The organism is Mesorhizobium sp. M7A.F.Ca.US.005.03.2.1 (genome assembly GCF_003997795.1).
Classification (GTDB): Bacteria; Pseudomonadota; Alphaproteobacteria; order Rhizobiales; family Rhizobiaceae; genus Mesorhizobium; species Mesorhizobium ciceri.
Genome location: NZ_RZRP01001158.1, coordinates 1 through 1,510, shown reverse-complemented (window position 1 = coordinate 1,510; position 1,510 = coordinate 1). Strand labels below are relative to the sequence as shown.

2 pseudogenes are annotated in these 1,510 nt (G+C 60.8%); both read right to left on the bottom strand.

Going from position 1 to position 1,510, the window contains the following annotated elements:
• A pseudogene (locus tag EN991_RS35735) lies at positions 1 to 773 on the bottom strand (hypothetical protein); the annotation flags it as partial.
• A 533-nt stretch (positions 774 to 1,306) separates the two neighbouring features.
• A pseudogene (locus tag EN991_RS35730) lies at positions 1,307 to 1,510 on the bottom strand (hypothetical protein); the annotation flags it as partial.

Here is a 1,510-nt window from a genome sequence, read left to right as displayed (position 1 = left end):
GGTTGATCCTGCTGGGTTTCGACGGGTGAAACCACGACATCGGCTGACGATTCCTCGATCGGCAGCGGTGAGGCGAACGCCTCGTCATCGGCCGGCAGGGACTGCACCAGAGCAAGCGCCAACTGCGAATTGTCCGGCGTACCGGATTGGGCAAAGCCCATCGGAGGCGGTGCGGTCTGAACGACCACCGAGTCGGTATCCAGCCGGGCGAAACGTTCGGCCGCCGGAACTGGCATGTTATCGGACAGGCTGGCTGTGAGCTGGACGGAGGGCACCAACGACGCCTCGGCAATTCGCGGTGCGACTGTGGAGATCACCGGGCGGGTGTTGGCACTGGCGGCAGGCTTTCCGGCATCGGCAAAGGCAGCGGCCAGCTTCATCGGCGAAAGCGACGCTTCCATGCGTTCGAAGCGCTCCTGCGCCTTCGACTTCACGGCGGCGGGCATCGGCTTTGCCTGCGCTACAAGGCGTTCGGATTTTTCCGCCCGCGCGCTTACCCTGGCCAGCTTGAAACAGCTGGCGCCGCACTGCACCGAATGATCATGCAGGGCCTGAGTGCCGCCATTGGCGTTGGCCAGCACGAAGGGTGCTTTCAAAAAGTGCTGTTTCAGCGGATCGGCAAGTGCGAGCGATCCCGGTGTCGACAGTGTCTGGGGCAGGCCAACCGAAGTTGCCGACAGAGAGGCGCCGACGGAACTGAGGCCAGCCATGGTGCCGATCAACCAAAGACCGATGGCGGTGCTGACGCAAGGCAGCGCGACCCAGCGGGCCACCCGGCCAGCGTTGAAGGAAGGGGAACGTGGAGCATCGACGAACTCGCCGCCCTCACGCTGTCCCCGGTTTTTTTTGTGTGTACTCAACAACGCCATGCAACCAATCTCGCTTCAATCGGTTTCCCCGTACGTGGCCTTGAGAGCCGCGACGACCATTCTGTGAGTGATCCCAGGTGGTCCCCGACGCGTTTGCCGCGTCTGTAGTTGGTTGCCGATTGCTTCAAAATATGGACAAAGTTGGTTAATCAATTCCTCTCAAAACCAACGACGAGATGTGGATTTTGGCCAAATCAGCCTTCGTCCACGGCCAGGAAAGTGGTGTTGTCGCCCTTCCGACCTGGTTTTGCTGCCTGTTTTTGGCGGCCGAGTCAAGCAAAACAGCCACTGCTAATTTTTACGCAGCGCCTCCGCGCGGTGTATGCAGCGAACCGACTGCCGGCAGACCTGCCTACAAAAGGCGCGCGTGTTTCCGGTAAAACCGTTGCCTGCCATGCTAGATTTCTCGCGGGAAGGCGGCCTCAAACGGCCCACCCTCAGTTGAACCAAAGCGCAAACGTCAAAAACCCGCCGCCGCCGAACTGGCGCTGGATCTGGTCGAAATCGTCGCTGGTCGCGAGCTCGCCGCTTTCGAGGTAGGGCGCGATGGCCGGGCCGGTGATCGACAGCACGAGATCGAAGTTTTTTGGCTCGTCGAAGAAGCGCTTCATGTTGATGCCAAGCCCAGTACTGGCGGTGAC